At 67.3% G+C, this 16,729-nt stretch carries 15 protein-coding genes; 6 read left to right on the top strand and 9 right to left on the bottom strand.

Annotation, left to right across the window (positions count from 1 at the left end; translation table 11 throughout):
• The first annotated feature begins 34 nt into the window (after positions 1 to 34).
• Genes treZ through FFS72_RS07485 form a run of 3 tightly spaced genes read left to right on the top strand, consistent with a single transcriptional unit; the run spans position 35 to position 2,781 of the window.
• Positions 35 to 1,777 (top strand): malto-oligosyltrehalose trehalohydrolase, encoded by a 1,743-nt coding sequence (gene treZ, locus FFS72_RS07495; protein ID WP_137873346.1) that lies wholly within the window; start codon positions 35 to 37, stop codon positions 1,775 to 1,777.
• Positions 1,778 to 1,832: 55 nt separating this feature from the next.
• The gene (locus FFS72_RS07490; RefSeq protein ID WP_171018591.1) at positions 1,833 to 2,336 is read left to right on the top strand and encodes a hypothetical protein; all 504 of its coding nucleotides are present in this window, start codon (positions 1,833 to 1,835) and stop codon (positions 2,334 to 2,336) included.
• Positions 2,337 to 2,340: 4 nt separating this feature from the next.
• Positions 2,341 to 2,781 (top strand): DUF6389 family protein, encoded by a 441-nt coding sequence (locus FFS72_RS07485; RefSeq protein ID WP_137873344.1) that lies wholly within the window; start codon positions 2,341 to 2,343, stop codon positions 2,779 to 2,781.
• Positions 2,782 to 2,801: 20 nt separating this feature from the next.
• On the opposite strand, the gene FFS72_RS26950 is transcribed toward FFS72_RS07485, so the two are convergent.
• Positions 2,802 to 2,927 (bottom strand): hypothetical protein, encoded by a 126-nt coding sequence (locus tag FFS72_RS26950; RefSeq protein ID WP_283235407.1) that lies wholly within the window; start codon positions 2,925 to 2,927, stop codon positions 2,802 to 2,804.
• 499 nt (positions 2,928 to 3,426) lie between these two features.
• Between FFS72_RS26950 and FFS72_RS07480 the strand changes: the two genes are divergently transcribed.
• Complete coding sequence (locus FFS72_RS07480) at positions 3,427 to 4,503, top strand: hypothetical protein (protein ID WP_137873343.1); 1,077 nt, start codon at positions 3,427 to 3,429, stop codon at positions 4,501 to 4,503.
• A 47-nt stretch (positions 4,504 to 4,550) separates the two neighbouring features.
• On the opposite strand, the gene FFS72_RS07475 is transcribed toward FFS72_RS07480, so the two are convergent.
• The 6 genes from FFS72_RS07475 to FFS72_RS07450 all read right to left on the bottom strand — a co-directional run bounded on the left by FFS72_RS07475 (position 4,551) and on the right by FFS72_RS07450 (position 10,400).
• Complete coding sequence (locus tag FFS72_RS07475; RefSeq protein WP_137873342.1) at positions 4,551 to 6,008, bottom strand: NAD-dependent succinate-semialdehyde dehydrogenase; 1,458 nt, start codon at positions 6,006 to 6,008, stop codon at positions 4,551 to 4,553.
• The gene (locus tag FFS72_RS07470; protein WP_137873341.1) at positions 6,005 to 6,352 is read right to left on the bottom strand and encodes a TfoX/Sxy family protein; all 348 of its coding nucleotides are present in this window, start codon (positions 6,350 to 6,352) and stop codon (positions 6,005 to 6,007) included. The genes FFS72_RS07475 and FFS72_RS07470 overlap by 4 nt, the downstream gene beginning before the upstream one ends.
• A gap of 58 nt (positions 6,353 to 6,410) precedes the next feature.
• Complete coding sequence (locus tag FFS72_RS07465) at positions 6,411 to 6,722, bottom strand: DUF6191 domain-containing protein (protein ID WP_137873340.1); 312 nt, start codon at positions 6,720 to 6,722, stop codon at positions 6,411 to 6,413.
• Between the two features lie 9 nt (positions 6,723 to 6,731).
• Positions 6,732 to 8,072 (bottom strand): threonine ammonia-lyase IlvA, encoded by a 1,341-nt coding sequence (ilvA, locus tag FFS72_RS07460; protein WP_050065048.1) that lies wholly within the window; start codon positions 8,070 to 8,072, stop codon positions 6,732 to 6,734.
• Between the two features lie 60 nt (positions 8,073 to 8,132).
• The gene (locus tag FFS72_RS07455) at positions 8,133 to 9,899 is read right to left on the bottom strand and encodes a pyruvate dehydrogenase (RefSeq protein WP_137873339.1); all 1,767 of its coding nucleotides are present in this window, start codon (positions 9,897 to 9,899) and stop codon (positions 8,133 to 8,135) included.
• 66 nt (positions 9,900 to 9,965) lie between these two features.
• Positions 9,966 to 10,400: a nitroreductase family deazaflavin-dependent oxidoreductase gene (locus FFS72_RS07450; RefSeq protein WP_137873338.1), complete on the bottom strand. Its 435-nt coding sequence runs from the start codon at positions 10,398 to 10,400 to the stop codon at positions 9,966 to 9,968.
• 110 nt (positions 10,401 to 10,510) lie between these two features.
• On the opposite strand from FFS72_RS07450, the gene FFS72_RS07445 reads away from it, so the two are divergent.
• Positions 10,511 to 10,738, top strand: coding sequence for a hypothetical protein (locus FFS72_RS07445; protein ID WP_137873337.1), 228 nt, complete (start codon positions 10,511 to 10,513; stop codon positions 10,736 to 10,738).
• 204 nt (positions 10,739 to 10,942) lie between these two features.
• On the top strand, positions 10,943 to 12,205 hold the full coding sequence (locus tag FFS72_RS07440; RefSeq protein WP_137873336.1) for a glycosyltransferase 87 family protein: 1,263 nt from the start codon (positions 10,943 to 10,945) through the stop codon (positions 12,203 to 12,205).
• Here the strand turns inward: FFS72_RS07440 and dnaE are convergent.
• Positions 12,105 to 15,650 (bottom strand): DNA polymerase III subunit alpha, encoded by a 3,546-nt coding sequence (gene dnaE / locus FFS72_RS07435; RefSeq protein WP_137873335.1) that lies wholly within the window; start codon positions 15,648 to 15,650, stop codon positions 12,105 to 12,107. The genes FFS72_RS07440 and dnaE overlap by 101 nt on opposite strands.
• Before the next feature lie 538 nt (positions 15,651 to 16,188).
• Entirely contained in the window at positions 16,189 to 16,719 is a 531-nt protein-coding gene (locus FFS72_RS07430; RefSeq protein WP_137873334.1) for an Rv2253 family sensor-like surface protein, read from the bottom strand.
• Between the last annotated feature and the right edge of the window lie 10 nt (positions 16,720 to 16,729).

Below are 16,729 nucleotides of genomic sequence, written 5' to 3'. Positions count from 1 at the left end.
CGCATCGTCAGCACAGGTGCGGCATCCTGGATCCATGAACACCGCGCGCCCGCTCGACGTCTGGGCTCCGTTCGCCGAGCGGGTCCGACTGCACCTCGACGGGGCACTTCACCCGATGACCCGCACCGACGACGGCTGGTGGCACAGCGACGTCGGGGCCGCCACGGGCATGCGCTACGGCTTCGTCCTCGACGACGACCCGACCGTCCTGCCCGATCCTCGCTCGCCCCGCCAACCCGACGGGGTACACGAGCCGTCGATGCTGCACGACGTCGACGTCGAGCAGTGGTCCGATCAGGCATGGACCGGACGCCAGCTGGCCGGCAGCGTGGTCTACGAACTGCACGTCGGAACCTTCACCGAAGCAGGCACCTTCGACGCTGCCGTCGGCCGCCTCGACCATCTGACCGAACTCGGAATCGGCTTCGTGGAGCTGATGCCGGTCAACGGGTTCAACGGCGAACACAACTGGGGCTACGACGGCGTCCTCTGGTACACGGTGCACGAACCGTACGGCGGGCCGGACGGTCTGCAGAGATTCGTCGACGCCTGCCATCGGCGCGGTATCGGGGTGATCCTCGACGTCGTCTACAACCACCTCGGACCGTCGGGCAACTACCTCGGTCGCTTCGGGCCGTACCTGGCGCAGGGCCACAACACGTGGGGCGCCTCGCTCAACCTCGACGGCCCCGATTCCGGCCCTGTGCGCCGCTACATCATCGACAACGCGCTGCGCTGGCTCCGCGAGTTCCACGTCGACGGTCTGCGCCTCGACGCCGTGCACGCCCTCGTCGACCACACCGCCACCCACCTCCTCGAGGAACTCGCCATCGAGGTCGAGACGTTGTCGACCCACCTGCGTCGACCCCTGACCCTCATCGCCGAGTCCGACCTCAACGACCCGACTCTCGTCACGCCGCGCTCAGCGGGCGGGTACGGATTGCACGCGCAGTGGGACGACGACGTCCACCACGCCGTCCACGCCGCGGTGTCCGGCGAACGGCAGGGCTACTTCGGCGACTTCGGGTCGATGCAATGCCTGGCGACCACGATGCGGCAGGGCTTCTTCCACGCAGGCACCTACTCCAGCTTCCGCGGGCGTGTGCACGGCCGGCCCCTCGACACCCGCCGCACACCCGCGAGTTCCCTGCTCGCCTACACCTGCACCCACGACCAGATCGGCAACCGCGCGACCGGCGACCGCCCCGGCGAGTACCTGACGCCCGGCCAGCTCGCCGTGAAGGCGGCGCTGATCCTGTGCTCACCCTTCACCCCGATGCTGTTCATGGGTGAGGAGTGGGGCGCGAGCACCCCGTTCCGGTTCTTCACCTCCCATCCCGAGCCGGAGCTCGCCGCCGCCACCGCAACCGGTCGCATCGCCGAGTTCGCCGCGCACGGCTGGCCGGAACGCGACATTCCCGACCCACAGGATCGGCGCACCTTCGACGCGTCCAAACTCGACTGGTCGGAACTCGAGTCAGGTCATCACGCGCGACTGCTGGCCACGTATCGGGCGCTTCTGGCACTTCGTGCGCAGCGCACCGAACTCACCGACCCGTGGCTCGACCGTGTCGCCGTCGACTACGACGAGGACAACAGGTGGATCACACTGCACCGCAGCGGCATTCGACTTGCCTGCAACCTCGGCTCGGACCCGGTCACGGTGCCGTTCGGCGGCCGTCCGGCGCTGTGGTGGGATCCGGTGACCCAGGACGCGACAGGCGCGGCGACCGTTGTTCCGGGGCACTCGTTCGTCGTCCTCGAGGCCCGGCCCTGACGGCATGTCGCCCGGCCCTGACGGCATGTCACTGACCCCAACACCATCCATTCCCGTGCTGTACGCCGCCTTCATCGAGCACCTTCTCCACGAGGGCTGGGTCCTCGAATCCGCCCACGAGGTGGATACCGCACTGGAGGCGGCCGCAGCAGCCCGCATCCCCGCGCAGCATGCCGAGTTCCTGCGTCACTTCGACTCGCTCGCCTCGCCCGACCACGCGCGGTGGTTCCTCTCCGCACACGACTACGCGCGCCTCTCCGCCAGCGCATTCGCCTGGGACGAGTTCCGAGCGATGAGTCTCGACGCCGCGGCGACCGATGCCGAGCGGCACCGCGTCGACGAGTTCTGGACCGAGTATCTCCCGATCGCCGTCGGCGTCGCGGGAGACTACGAGTTCCTCGCCGTGAGCAGAGGCACCGGCGGCATCGTCCACGGCGCGGGACCGGAGTTCGAAGAGGCCAGCCCGATCGCCGACGACCTGACCGCGCTCGTCGACGGCGTCGCCCGCGGGCATCTGACGGTTCCGCTGCTGCTGACCGACGGTCCGTCGATAGCCTGACACCGTGCAGGCAGCCGAGTACCGCGAAGCGCTGAGACGAGTGCTGGAGTCGACGACGGCGGTCGCCGTCGCCCGGTTGGCCACACTTGCCGAAGCGGCGACGGCGCGCACGGAGGGTGTGACCATCACCGTTTTCGTCGAACAGGACGCTGAGGGCCCATTCGCCGTCTGGCTGAATTACGAAGGGCCGGACTCGTTCACGCTGGACCAGCGGTTCGGCCACGAGCGGGAACTGTTCGGCGTGACCTGGACCGAGGACGGCTGGGAACCGGACGTCCCACCCCGCCCGCGGGGGTGGTCACACGCCGACCTGGAGGAAGCCGTGCTCGACACCGTCGCCGAGTGGATCGCGCCGATGATCCCGACCACCGACGTGGACCTGCACTGGGAAGTCGTGACGCCGGACGGGTCATTCGACCCCCGTCCTCTCGGTGTCAAGCCCTGAGCGACATCCCGAATACGGCCTCACCTGAGCAGGAGGCGGTCGACCTCGTCGGCGAGCCAGTCGGCGTACTCGGCGGTCGACCAACCGCGACCACGCACGAACATGTCCCAGGTTTCGGTGGTGAACACCGACCAGAACACAGCCATCGCCCGGTCCACGCCTGAACCGTCGCGCAGCAGGTGCTCGAGTAATCCAGCATGGCTCGGCTGCCGAGCCCGGCGACTCCAGCGGACCCGTCGCCCTCGAAGGCACCGGCGAATGAGTGGGCATCATCTTCAAGACGCTATTCACCGTTCCGCAGTTCTAGGCGATCTCCGCCCCCGACATCCTCGCCAACATCACCGACTCGCCCCGACCTGGCAACGTCGGACGCGGGGTTCACGGTCACCACCAACTGACGCCTCCGTCCGCGATCGCATCGCCAACCCGCGCGACTCGGGAGAGCAACGAGTCAGCAACAGGCGGCAACCATGTTAATGAATTATTCTGTGCGGCAAAGTTTTCAGCGTTTCAATCCCCCAAAGAAGACCTATCGGTACATTCGGGCACTCGGCACCGCCGACAGGGACAGCGCGTGAGGGAACACCACCCCCGAGAAAGAAATTCGACGACCTGAACCTGTCCGCACACACGAAAGAGGGATTGATGAGAACACGAGCACGACATCTCGCGCGAGCGGTGGCAGTCGCGGCCGCGACGCTCGGGTTGGCGGTGTCAACGGCAGGAACCGCGTCAGCGACTGGCATCGACAACTACGAGTGGGATTCACACAACAAGTTCGACCGCCGGGCCCACCCCGGGTTGTTCATCGACTTCGCGGGCGAGTGGGGCACAGACGAGGATAGCCTCGATGCGGCGGGCAAACCCATCAAGTGGGCGAACAATACGTGCACCATGGGTCCAGTGGGCACCGACTCTTCGGGACGAAAGATCGGCATCACGGCCGGCCACTGCCGCCCGTTGTTCGGCGAGGGCGTGCACAACATCCCCAATGTCGGGCTGCGTTCGTACAGGTACCCACTGGCGCCGCGCGGAGTGGAAATCACCACAAACGACTACCCGGTTTTCGACCGTAACGCAGTGATGCGCGCGCATGGTGACAACCCCGAGATCAACGAGCTCTCCGCTCCCGTCCAGCCGATCGGCTGGATTCGCTGGATCGACAACCACGCCCCTACGTCTCAGACGAATCCTCCCACGTTCATCGGGACCGACTACATGGTCATCGAGTTCGCGGCCGATGTGCAGTTGGACAGCCAGGTTTACGACAAGGCCGGGAATGCCGCACTGAGCACTGCCAGCAGCGGAAACCCGTTCAAGGTGAACTCTGTGTACACCAACACCTCCACAGGGAATCTTCCCCCGGTGGGTTCGGACATCGAACACTTCGGAGCCATGTCGGCGAGGGAGCCCGGCCGGGTTGGACCCCTTTTCGCATATGACGCCATAGCACCCAACTACGGCGCCGTATCCAAGATCAACAGCCCCGTGAACGGCCTGTTCCGCGCGGCGCCCGGACACCAAGGCGGCGACTCCGGCGGCCCTGTTGTGATGCGCGGCACCGGGCAGTGGGTGGGCATCATCACGGCGGAATGGGGCGAGGGACTCCTCGGCATCCAAAGGCCATTCATCTTCACGTCCGCGAAGAGCATCCTGAACGATATCAATGCACCCGGCAGCGGGCGCACGTTCGGTGTGGGCTTCACCCCGACCAACAACTGAACCTGACCGGGCCGCAGGGGAATTCGTCCCCTGCGGCCTGCTCGCTTTCAGGATTCGAGGGCGATGTACTTCGTCTCGAGGTACTCCTCGATCCCCTCTGTGCCGCCCTCACGGCCGAGGCCGGACTGCTTGACGCCACCGAACGGCGCTGCCGGGTCCGAGATGACACCGCAGTTGATGCCGACCAGGCCCGACTCGAGTGCGTCGGCGACGCGCAGTGAGCGATCGAGGGACTGCGTGTAAATGTATGCAGCCAAACCGTATTCGGTGGCGTTGGCCGCATCGATGGCCTCGTCCTCGGTGTCGAAGCCGGTGATCGCGGCGACGGGGCCGAAGATCTCCTCCGCCACGATCCGCGAATCCGTCGCAACGTTGTCGAGGACGGTCGGCTGGTAGAACCAACCCGGGCCGTCGACCGGTCCACCTCCGGTGCGGACCCTGGCACCGGAAGCGACCGCATCGTCGACCAACTCGGCGACGCTGTCGCGCTGCTTCTCGGTGATGAGCGGACCGATCTGGGTGCCGTCCTCCCAGCCCGGTCCGACGACCATCGCAGCGATCCGTTCGGTGAGCTTGGCCGTGAAATCCTCGCGCACCGAGTTCGCGACGATCAGCCGGTTGGCGGCCGTACACGCCTCACCGCCGTTGCGCATCTTCGCGGCCATCGCCCCGTCCACTGCGGCGTCGAGGTCGGCATCGTCGAACACCACGAACGGTGCGTTGCCGCCGAGCTCCATCGACGTCCGCAGCACCTGCTGCGCAGACTGCTCGATGAGAACCTTTCCGACCCTGGTGGATCCGGTGAACGTCACCTTGCGCAGCCTCGGGTCCGCCATCAGTGGGCCGCTCACCCCGGCCGCATCGGAGGTGGTGAGCACGGACAGCACACCCTCAGGCAGTCCGGCGTCGGCGAACACCTGAGCCAGCAGCAGCATCGTCAGCGGGGTGGCCTCGGCGGGCTTGACGATCATGGTGCATCCGGCCGCGAGCGCGGGACCGATCTTGCGGGTCCCCATTGCGAGCGGGAAGTTCCACGGTGTGATCGCCAAGCACGGTCCGACCGGCGCCTTCGTGACGAGGATGCGGCCGTTTCCCGACGGGGCGGTGGTGTAACGGCCCTGGATGCGGGGCGCCTCCTCGCTGAACCAGCGTAGGAACTCCGACCCGTATGCCACCTCACCGCGACTCTCCGCGAGCGCCTTGCCCATCTCCAGGGTCATCAGCAGCGCGAAGTCCTCGGCCCTGTCGGTGACGAGTTGCCATGCGGTGCGCAGGATCTCGGCGCGCACACGCGGCGCGGTCGCCGCCCACTCCCCCTGCACCCGACATGCCGAGTCGAGCGCGCGCAGCGCATCGGCACCGGTCGCGTCGGCGACCGACGCGAGCACCTCACCGGTGGCGGGGTTGTGAACGTCGAACACACCGCCCTCGGCGGCGTCGGACTGCCTGCCGCCGATCCACAGTCCGGTGGGTACCGCGGCGAGGAGTTCATCGAAGTTGTTCATTCTTCTCCAGTCTTGGGCGGTAGTCCGGCGGCATACGACGCGCCGACCGCGACCCAGCGCGCGAGTGCCTCGTCGTCCGCCACCACCTCGCGGGATACGTGCAGCCACCCGTTCATCGGGCGACCACGCATCTCGAACCGCTCCACGCCGACCGCTTCGGCGCGAGCCTCGGTGTCGTCGGGGGCGCACCGCAACAGCAGCCCGCCCGCGCCGCTCGCCGCAACGGCCATGTGGCCGCCGAGCATGAAGCCGAGGCCACCGAACATGGCCCGCTCGGTGAACGGTTCACCGCTGCGGCTCAACTGGGCACGCAACCTGTCCGCCAGATCGACGTCGTAACCCATGCCGACGATCCTGCTGCCGTCGCGGTTCCCTGTCCAGTCAGGAATGAGGGCGCCCCGGTCAGCCGGACCCGTCGCGTCTCAGCGTCACGCGGTTGGCCGTGATGTCGACGTCGACCCGGCGCCGAGAGTCGCCGGTGTCGTCACGGTGCATCAGGGTCGTCTGCCGCTGCTCGAACTCGTGATGCTTGCCGCCCTGGAACACCGCGGCGACCTCCTCGAACCCGGTGGCCGCCACCGTTCGACCGCCGCGCCGCCGCGTCCACGGCAGCATGCGGCCACCGGTCACGCGGTTCCACAGTGTCTCCGCGAACGCCAACACCACCAGCAGGACCACCAGTCCTGGCAGCGTCATCGCCCACAGTGCGCCCACGCTCTGCCCCTACGTCAGGTACCGGTACGCCGGAGAACCCGGCTCCAACTGCTCGACCTTCATCGGGGACGACGCCATCCGCTCCAGCAGCGACGTGATGCCGTCCGCCGAACCGAGCTCGACGCCGACGAGCGCCGCCCCCGTTTCCCGGTTGTTCCGCTTCACGTACTCGAACAGGGTGATGTCGTCCTCCGGTCCGAGCACCTCGTCGAGGAACCGCCGCAGCGCGCCCGGCTCCTGCGGGAAGTCGACCAGGAAATAGTGCTTGAGGCCCAGATGGACCAGCGAGCGCTCCACGATCTCCCCGTAGCGGGAGACGTCGTTGTTGCCGCCGGAGATCAAGCACACCACCGTCGATCCCGGCTCGATGTCGAGGTCGTCGAGCGCCGCCACCGAGAGCGCACCCGACGGCTCCGCGATGATCCCCTCGTTCTGGTAGAGCCCCAGCAGCGCCGTGCACACGGCGCCCTCGTCTGCGTGCATCATCGTGAAGTTGCCGGTGCCCGCGTTCTGCGAGGCGACCAGCGGCAGCGAACTGTGCGTGACGACCTCGCCGCCGAGCGCGGACATGACCTCGAACGGCAGGTCACCGATGCGGCGGACCGCGGTGCCGTCGACGAACGGATCGATCTCCGGAAGCGTCACCGGCGCACCCGCGACGAGCGCCGCCGTCATCGACGCGGCACCGCTCGGTTCCACACCGACGATCGCCGTCCGCGGCGACCGCTCCTGCAGATAGGTCGCGATGCCCGCGATGAGTCCGCCACCGCCGACGGGCACGATCACCGTGCCCGGCTCCTCACCGAGCTGATCGAGGATCTCCGCGGCGATCGTGCCCTGACCTGCTGCGGTCCGCGGATCGTCGAACGGCGGCACCATCGTCGCGCCGGTGCGGCGAGCATCGTCCGCGGCGGCCTCTGCAGCCGCGTCGTACGTCTGCCCCGTCGCGATGAGTTCGACGAACCCGTCACCGTGCGCGAGGATGCGATCCCGCTTCTGCCGGGGGGTGTTCGCGGGAACGTAGATCCGGCCTCGGATCCCCATGCTGCGGCAGGCGAACGCAACACCCTGCGCGTGATTGCCTGCGCTGGCACACACCACACCGGCTGCGCGCTCGTCCTCGCTGAGCTGGACGATCAAGTTGTAGGCACCGCGGATCTTGAACGACCGGACGATCTGCAGGTCCTCGCGCTTGAGGAACACCCTGGCGCCGGTCGCGGCGGACAGGCGCGGGCAGAACTGCAGCGGGGTCGCGTCGACGACCTCGGAAATTCGCTTCGCGGCGGCATCGATCTCGCGCGCATCGAGCGGCGCGGCCTTCACGTCAGCAAGTTCCCTGGTGTTCGACACCCGTCCATGCTGCCACTTCGAGGCCCGTCACGATTACTCGGGCGGTCGCTAGGTGAACACTCACCCGAACTGGGAGGGCCGCGGGATGTTGCGCAGATTGGACTTCGCCATCTTCACTGCCTCGCCTGCGCCGCCACCCATCACCATCTTCGACATCGCCAACGCGAAACCCTTCACCTGTCCCGCGGTGATCGTCGGCGGCAAGGACAGTGCCATCGGGTCCGTCACCACGTCGAGGAGGGCAGGCCCCGGATGGCCGAGGACGGCCTGCAGACCCGGCTCGATGTCGGCGGGGTCCTCGACGCGGCGCGCATACAGTCCGAGCGCGGCCGCGACCGCCGAGTAGTCGACGCTCGGCACGTCCACTCCGAAGTCGGGAAGCCCGTCGACGAGCATCTCGAGCTTGACCATGCCGAGCGTGGAGTTGTTGAACACCACGACCTTGACCGGCAGTCGCGTCGCGGCGAGGGTGACGAGCTCACCGAGGAGCATGGACAGACCGCCGTCACCCGACACCGAGATCACCTGCCGGTCGGGGAACGCGACCTGAGCGCCGATCGCGTGCGGGAGCGCGTTCGCCATCGACCCGTGCAGCGCCGACGACAGGAATCGGCGTGACCCGTTCGGATTCAGATAGCGCGCGGTCCAGACATTGCACATGCCGGTGTCGGCGGTGAACACGGCATTCTCGGCGGCCAGGTCGTCGAGAATCGACGCCGCATACTCGGGGTGGATGGGTGTGCGCTGCTTGACGTCGCTGGTGTACGCACCGACAACCTTGTCCATCAACGTTCGATGCCGCGTCAGCTGGGACTCGAGGAAACTGCGATCCGTCTTGCGCTCGACGAGCGGGGCGAGGGCACGCAGCGTGCTCAGGGTGTCGCCGTGCACCGCGAGATCGAGTGCGGTGCGGCGGCCGAGTCTGGACGCGTCCACGTCGATCTGCGCCGTCGGAACGTCGTCGGGAAGGAACTGGTCGTAGGGAAAGTCCGTGCCGACGAGCAACAGCAGGTCGGCATCGTGCATCCCGTCGTGGGCGGCGCCGTATCCCAGCAGCCCCGTCATCCCGACGTCGAACGGGTTGTCGTACTGAATCCACTCCTTGCCGCGCAGGGTGTGACCGATCGGCGCGCCGATCTGCTCGGCGAGTTCGAGCAGATCGCGGCGCGCTCCCCGCACGCCGTACCCGGCGAAGATCGCCACCCGCTGCGCCGAGTTGATCGCGTTCGCGAGCGCCGCGACGTCCTCGGCGGCGGGGACCACCGCGGGCGGCCGGGTGCGGACCAGCGTCGCGATGGTGCCCTCGGCCGGGAGATCGGCGACGTCGCCGGGCAGGGTGACGACCGCGACGCCGGGTCCGGCGATCGCATGCTGGATCGCGCTGTGCACGACCCGCGGCGACTGCGCAGCCGAGGAGACGAGTTCCGAGTACACCGAGCACTCGACGAAGATCCGATCCGGGTGCGTCTCCTGGAAGTACCCCGACCCGATCTGCACGCTCGGGATGTGCGATGCGATCGCCAGGACCGGCGCACCCGAGCGATTCGCGTCGTACAGACCGTTGATCAGATGCAGGTTGCCGGGCCCACACGAACCCGCACACACCGCGAGTTCGCCGGTGACCTGAGCGTCGGCCGCGGCCGCGAACGCGGCGGCCTCCTCGTGCCGGACGTGAATCCAGTCGATGCCGCCCTGCGCGGCGCCCCCGGATCGGCGGACGGCGTCGACGATGGGGTTGAGACTGTCCCCGACGATGCCGTAGATGCGGCGAACGCCCGCGTCGACGAGTTGGGCGACGAGCTGATCCGCGACGGTGGTGGGCGCCACGACAACCTCCCGGGCGTGGGCTACGGCGTGCTGGAGAACTACTGCACGGGGAACCGCGTGGTGGAACTACTGGGGACTCAGGACGAAGACCGGAATCTGCCGATCCGTCTTCGTCTGGTAGTCGGCGTAGTCCGGGTACGCCGCGACGGCGCGTTCCCACCACACCGCCTTCTCGTCGCCGGTGACCTCGCGGGCAGTCATGTCCTGCCTGGCGGTACCGTCCTGCAGTTCGACGTGGGGGTCGGCGACGACGTTGTAGTACCAGACCGGGTTCTTCGGGGCACCGCCCAGCGAGGCGACGATCGCGTACTCACCGTTGTGCTCGACGCGCATCAGGGGGGTCTTGCGGAGCTTGCCGGACTTTCGGCCGCGGGTGGTGAGCAGCACCACCGGCATTCCGCGCATGGTGGTTCCGTCGGTCCCACCCGAGCTCTCGTACAGGTTGGCCTGATCGGCGGCCCACGTTGTCGGACTGGGTTCGTACTCACCGGTGAGTGGCATGGATCCAGTCAACACCGCGGCCACGGAGCGCGCAGCGCGAGACGAAGATCACCCATGCCCACCGAAAATGTTAGGTGGACCGAAACCTTGCACGCCGCTACCCTGAACTCATGACCACAGTCGGCCTCACTCGCTCGTCGCGTCCACGCGCCGCGATCGACATCGCAGGCACCGCGTGGCCCCTCTACAAGCTCGAGGCGCTGGCCGTCGGCCTCCTCGTGTTCCTGACCGTGCTCGTCGTCGCGCAGGCACTGCAGCCTGCGGTACTCGTCGGCGCCGCCGCGACAGTGGTCGTGTGGTGGATGCGCCGGCGCCACTGGAACACCGCCCGACACTGAACACCGCCGGACACTGACGACTCCGAGCGTCTCGATTCGACGCCTCTTCGGACACGAACCGCACTCCCCCGCGCGTCCGCGCGACAAATTCCTTACCCATCCTTAGCGTCGTAGTCGACCGACGGCGCCCGCCGTCGGTCTGTCGACGGCGAATCGGGGAACACGGTGGCGGGGGAATCTCAGGCAAGGCGGATTCCCCGTCGGGTGACGGCAGCGCTCGGAGCCGTTGCCGTGCTGTCCGCGCTCCTGCTGCTGACCACGGTCGATCCACGTCTGGACGGCGCAGGCATCCTCGCAGGCGGGGCGGACCTGCACGTCTACCGGGACGGCGCGTTCCGCGTCACGCACGGGTACCCGCTGTACACCGAAACGGTGCTGTTCGGGCTGCTGTACACCTACACGCCGTTCTCGACGCTGGCGTTCATCCCGATCGAGCTGATCCCGTGGGGAGCGGTCAACCACGTGTGGATGGCCCTGAACCTGGCCGCCCTACTCGGCTGCGTCCTCCTGTCGTGGAAGATGCTCGGCTACCGCGCGACACCGCGACTGGTCACCCTGAGCGTTCTGCTGACCGGCGCGTGCACCTTCCTGGAACCCGTTCGGACCACCCTGTTCTACGGCCAGATCAACGTGATCCTGATGCTGCTGGTGCTGTGGGACTTCTCCCGCGACGACCGCAGCCGCCTTCGCGGAGTCGGAGTCGGCCTCGCCGCAGGCATCAAGCTCACGCCGTTGTACTTCGTCGCCGTGTTCCTGGCGCTGCGGCAATGGCGTGCGGCCGCCACCGCCGGAGCGGTGTTCGCGGCGACGATCGTCGGGGCGTGGCTCGTCCTTCCCGTCGACTCGCGTCAGTACTGGACGTCGACGTTCTTCCAGTCCACGCGAATCGCCGACGACACCCATCCGTCGAACCAGTCGATCCGCGGGGTCGTCGCGCACATCACGGGCACATCCACCCCGGTCTGGCTGTGGATCCTCCTGGCGGCCACTGTCGCCACTCTCGGCCTGTGGCTGACGGCCCGCCTGTCCGCGGCAGGTGAACACCTGCTCGCGGTCACCCTCTCTGGGCTGACCGCGGCCGCGGTGTCCCCGTTCTCGTGGAGCCACCACTGGGTGTGGTTCGTTCCGCTGGCGGTGTATCTCGTGCACCGGGCGTTGACCCAACCACGCTGGTGGATCGCGGCGGGCGCGCTGTACGTGGTGGCGGGCGCCTGGCCGTACCACTGGGATGACACGAACGTGGTGATCGGGCTCTTCCTGTACCCGCCGGCGTGGCCGGTCACGAAGATCCTCGTGAACATCCACGTCGTGGTGTTCGCGTCGGTGCTCGGCGCGGTTCTCGTCCGCGAACTCCGGGCGATCCGGGCTACACGCTCAAGCAGCTCGGTCCCAGCAACGCCTTCAGGTCTCCCATCAGCGCCGACGACGGTTCCACCCGCAGACTGTCGTCCAGTTTCAGCATCGTGATCCGCGTGCCGCTGACCAGACGCAGATGCACGTCCGACGTGCCCGGATGCTTGGACAGCACCTGCTTGAGCGCCCCCACCTTGTCCGGCGTGCACAGTCGGGTCGGCAGGCTCACCGCGAGCGGCTTCGCCACCCCGATCGCCGACAGGTCCGGCACCGCGAGATCGTTGGCGATGATCGACACCCGCTCGTCGCGAACGTTGACGCGGCCCTTCACCAGGACGACGGAGTCCTCGGCGATGTCCATGCCGTACACCGAGTAAGCCTGCGGGAAGAAGATCACCTCGACGGACGCGCCGCCGACACCTTCGAGTTCCGTTGCCGCCCAGGTCAATCCGTTCTTGTTGATGCGCCGGGTCACCGACGCGAGGATGCCTCCGACGGTTACCTGTGAGCCGTCACCGGCCTGCCCCTCGAGGATCGCGGCGATCGGCGTGTCCGTCTGTGCGGCGATCACGTGCTCGACACCGTCGAGCGGATGACCGGACACGTACAGGCCGAGCATCTCCCGCTCCAGCGCCAAACGGTGCTTGGTGTCCCATTCCTCGTCGGGCACCTTCACGTTGAACACCGACGCGATCGACTCGTCGGCGTCCGCACCGCCGAACAGGTCGAACTGCCCCGCCGCCTCCGCCTTCTTCGTTCCCATGACGGCGTCGATCGCGTCGGTGTGCACGAGGAACAGACCCTTGCGGGGATGGTTCAGCGAGTCGAACGCACCCGCCTTGACCAGCGACTCGGTGACCTTCTTGCTGCAGGCCGCCGCATCGATCTTGTTGAGGTAGTCGGAGAAGTCGGTGTACTTCCCCTTCTCGCTGCGGGCCGCGATGATCGACTCCACGACATTCGCTCCGACGTTGCGCACCGCGCCCATGCCGAACCGGATGTCCTCACCGACCGACGCGAAGTTCACGACCGACTCGTTGACGTCCGGCGGCAGCACCGTGATGCCCATCGACCGGCAGTCCGCCAGGTAGATCGCCGACTTGTCCTTGTCGTCGCCGACCGACGTGAGCAGCGCGGCCATGTACTCCGACGGGTAGTTCGCCTTGAAGTACGCGGTCCAGAACGACACCAGGCCGTACCCGGCGGCGTGCGACTTGTTGAACGCGTATCCGGCGAACGGGAGGACGGTGTCCCACAGCGCCGTGATCGCGGCCTGGGAGAATCCGTTCTCCTTCATGCCCGCCGCGAACCCGTCGTACGCCTCGTCGAGGATCTCCTTCTTCTTCTTGCCCATCGCGCGGCGCAGCAGGTCGGCCTGTCCGAGCGAGTACCCGGCCACCTTCTGCGCGATCTGCATGATCTGCTCCTGGTAGACGATCAGGCCGTACGTTTCGGCCAGGATCTCCTTCAGGGGTTCCTCGAGCTCCGGGTGGATCGGCTTGACTTCCTGCAGGCCGTTCTTGCGCTTCGCGTAGTCGGTGTGTGCGTTCACACCCATCGGACCGGGCCGGTACAGCGCGAGCACGGCGACGATGTCCTCGAAGCCGGTCGGCTTCATCAGCTTGAGCAGGCTGCGCATCGCCGTGCCGTCCAACTGGAAGACGCCGAGCGTCTCACCGCGGGCCAACAGGTCGTACGTCGCCGGGTCCTCCAACGGCAGCGCATCGAGATCCAGATCGATGCCGCGGTTCGCCTTGAGGTTCTCGATGGCATCGCCGAGCACTGTGAGGTTGCGCAGGCCGAGGAAGTCCATCTTCAGCAGGCCGATGGCCTCGCAGGACGGGTAGTCCCAGCCAGTGATGATCGCGCCGTCCTGGTTGCGCTTCCACACCGGAATCGCGTCGGTCAACGGCTCGCACGACATGATGACCGCGCAGGCGTGCACGCCCGCATTGCGGATCAGGCCCTCGAGTCCCTTGGCCGTCTGGTAGATCTTCGCGACATCCGGATTCGACTCGATCAGCGCCCGGACCTCGACGGCCTCCTTGTACCGTTCGTGGTCCGGATCGGTGATGCCGGACACCGAGATGTCCTTCGCCATGATCGGCGGCGGCAGTGCCTTCGTGATCTGGTCGGCGATCGCGAACCCCGGCTGACCGAACTGGACTCGCGCGGAGTCCTTGATCGCCGCCTTCGTCTTGATGGTGCCGAAGGTGATGACCTGCGCGACCTTGTCGCTGCCCCACTTGTCGGTGGCGTAGCGGACCATCTCACCGCGGCGGCGATCGTCGAAGTCGATGTCGATATCGGGCATCGACACGCGCTCGGGGTTGAGGAACCGCTCGAACAGCAGACCGTGCGGGATCGGGTCGATGTTCGTGATGCCCATCGCGTATGCGACGAGCGAACCTGCCGCCGACCCACGACCGGGACCGACACGGATCCCGACGTTCTTCGCATGGTTGATGAGGTCGCCGACCACCAGGAAGTACGCCGGGAAGCCCATCTCGTTGATGACGCCGATCTCGTACTCGGCACGCGCGATGTAATCCGCCGGGATCTCGCGGCCCGGGAATCGGGTCTCGCGCAGGCCGCGCATCACCTCGTGATGCAGGAACGACTGCTGCGTGAAGCCCTCGGGTACCGGGAAGATCGGCATCCGGTCCCGGTGCTGCCACACGTCGTCGTACGGCTGCACCCGTTCCGCGATCAGCAGGCTGCTGTCGCAGGCACCGGGCACCTCGGTGTCCCAGATCGCCCGCATCTCCTCCGCGGACTTCAGGTAGTAGCCGTCACCGTCGAACTTGAACCGTGTCGGGTCCGACAGCGTCTTGCCGGTCTGGATGCACAGCAGCGCCTCGTGGTTCTCCGCGGCGTCCTTGGTGACGTAGTGGCAGTCGTTCGTCGCCAGGGGCGGGATGCCGAGCGTCTTGCCGATGTGCAGCAGGCCCTCGCGGACGCGACGCTCGATCGACAGGCCGTGGTCCATCAGCTCCAGGAAGAAGTTGTCCTTGCCCCAGATCTCCTGCCACTTCGCCGCCGCCTCGAGCGCCTGGCGGTCGTGTCCGAGGCGCAGGCGGGTCTGGATCTCCCCCGACGGGCAGCCCGTGGTGGCGATGATGCCCTCGTGGTGCTCGGCGATGATCTCCTCGTCCATCCGGGCCCATTTACCCAGCTGACCCTCGATCGACGCCCGCGACGACAGCTTGAACAGGTTCCGCACCCCGGTGGCGTTCTCCGCGACCATCGTCATGTGCGTGTACGAACCGGAACCGGACACGTCGTCCGACTTCTGGCTCGGATCGCCCCACAGGACACGCTTGGTGTTGAACCTGGACTCCGGCGCGATGTACGCCTCGATCCCGATGATCGGCTTGATGCCGGCGGCCTTCGCCTTGTTGTAGAACTCGCTGGCGCCATACATGTTTCCGTGGTCCGTCATCCCGACCGCCGTCATGCCGAGGCGCTCGGCCTCCTTGAACAGCGGTCCGACCTTCGCCGCGCCGTCAAGCATCGAGTACTCGGTGTGATTGTGAAGATGGACGAAGGAGTCAGCCACGCACCGAGTGTAGGGGGTCGGCGCGACACCGATTCCCGGCGCGCCGGGTCACCTGCACCTACCCCGCCACGACGTGACCGACGTGACCCGCCGGCCCGCGTGCACCCCCTCCTTCGGAGGACACCACGGCCCAAGACTCCCGTCCCGTCCACCGGCATCAGCTCGGCTTTGCCGCGCCTGCAGCTCGTTGTCGTCACCGATCGCCCGGGACGCCTCATCTATCCACCCCTGTGATCGCTCGCCCAGCCATGCCCACTGGCCGGGCTTGAACGCCGATAAGCCCCGTTATGACGTTATCGCAGATAGAGGATGCTTCCGCGGCCAATCCCCCGCGTCCCGCAAGGAAGGGGTTGACCGTCGTCAACAGTGGACCGGCGGAACCGATCGGCCGCGCGCCCAACCGTCGGCTCACGTTTCGACCTGTGGCCTTCCCGCCTCGCCGGCAACGGGAACTATGACGTACGCGACCTCACCGACGTCTCGAACCGCCGCGCCGACCGGTCCGTGGTCCCGGTCACCGCGTGCCTGTCGGGCCGTCCTAGCTGCTGAACGGGCTCGGGCCCGGAGCGTTCACGGGATAGGCGGCGACGTCCATGATCACCGAGCCGTCGCACGGTCCACCGGTGATGTCGGTGCGCCAGGAACCGGTCAGCGTGCCGTCCGGTTGCGGCGTGTAGTACGCCACCGAATGTGCCGGAGTCCACACCTTGGGCACGCCTTCACCCTGCCAGCAATCCCACTGCCAGTCGTAGACGTGGACCCAGCTGGTCCCGTCCCAGGTGTACTGCGGGGGCAGCGGCAACGTGGGATTGGCGGGCGTGGGCCCGTCGACGACCGTGGCCACGCAGGACTCGTCCGACTGCGGGTCCGAGCAGCTCGTCTCGAATCGGTACGTGTCGGCGAAATCCGGCTCCCCCTGGCTCGCCGCCAGGCTGGTCCCGGTCTTCGTCGCAGCGAACCGCTTCACCGAGTAGTCACCGGACCACGACGGCTGCGCGGCGCTCGCGGGCGCCGCGACGGCGACCAGACACAACGAGCTCATCGCTGCCACCAGCAGTCCGCTTCGCATGCGTGAATTG

The organism is Rhodococcus sp. Q (assembly GCF_005503035.1).
Classification (GTDB): domain Bacteria; phylum Actinomycetota; class Actinomycetes; order Mycobacteriales; family Mycobacteriaceae; genus Rhodococcus_G.
Note: the sequence above shows the minus strand (reverse complement) of the source record. Positions and strands in the feature narration are given on the sequence as shown.

Bases quoted from the DNA above. Each gene is read 5' to 3' on its own strand.
- FFS72_RS26950 (WP_283235407.1), bottom strand. From the start codon at position 2,927: ATGGCTGTGTTCTGGTCGGTGTTCACCACCGAAACCTGGGACATGTTC.
- FFS72_RS07450 (WP_137873338.1), bottom strand. From the start codon at position 10,400: ATGCCACTCACCGGTGAGTACGAACCCAGTCCGACAACGTGGGCCGCC.
- FFS72_RS07480 (WP_137873343.1), top strand. From the start codon at position 3,427: ATGAGAACACGAGCACGACATCTCGCGCGAGCGGTGGCAGTCGCGGCC.
- FFS72_RS07470 (WP_137873341.1), bottom strand. From the start codon at position 6,352: ATGGGTTACGACGTCGATCTGGCGGACAGGTTGCGTGCCCAGTTGAGC.
- FFS72_RS07430 (WP_137873334.1), bottom strand. From the start codon at position 16,719: ATGCGAAGCGGACTGCTGGTGGCAGCGATGAGCTCGTTGTGTCTGGTC.
- treZ (WP_137873346.1), top strand. From the start codon at position 35: ATGAACACCGCGCGCCCGCTCGACGTCTGGGCTCCGTTCGCCGAGCGG.
- FFS72_RS07475 (WP_137873342.1), bottom strand. From the start codon at position 6,008: ATGAACAACTTCGATGAACTCCTCGCCGCGGTACCCACCGGACTGTGG.
- FFS72_RS07445 (WP_137873337.1), top strand. From the start codon at position 10,511: ATGACCACAGTCGGCCTCACTCGCTCGTCGCGTCCACGCGCCGCGATC.